General features: G+C 40.4%; 1 protein-coding gene. It reads left to right on the top strand.

Going from position 1 to position 250, the window contains the following annotated elements; all coding sequences use genetic code 11:
• Nucleotides 1-41: 41 nt before the first annotated feature.
• Nucleotides 42-250: hypothetical protein (locus SM754_RS20680; RefSeq protein WP_501993836.1), on the top strand; the 209-nt coding region annotated here is incomplete at its 3' end.

The following is a 250-nucleotide window of genomic DNA, read 5'->3' as shown; positions in this document are numbered from 1 at the left end:
CCGCAAATACAACCTCACTTTGTACCGCTAATGGTCAAATTATGTGTGTAGTAATTTCTAGCAACACCGTTCCTTGCAAAGATAATCCAAATTTGCAGTGTGTAAGAAGTACAGTCCCTTGCGAGAATAACGATGCCCCTGAGTGTAAAGGCATTGCGAAAGGACAATCGGCTGCAATAAACATTCCTTGTATTTCCAGTACTACAATTGAAGGCAATGTAACAACGGTCAACAATTCTCTTGTTTCAAC

The organism is Halorubellus amylolyticus (assembly GCF_034808145.1).
In the GTDB taxonomy this organism is placed as follows: Archaea; Halobacteriota; Halobacteria; order Halobacteriales; family Natrialbaceae; genus Halorubellus.
The sequence above is the reverse complement of the archived record's forward strand: the minus strand, read 5'-3'. Positions and strand labels throughout refer to the sequence as shown.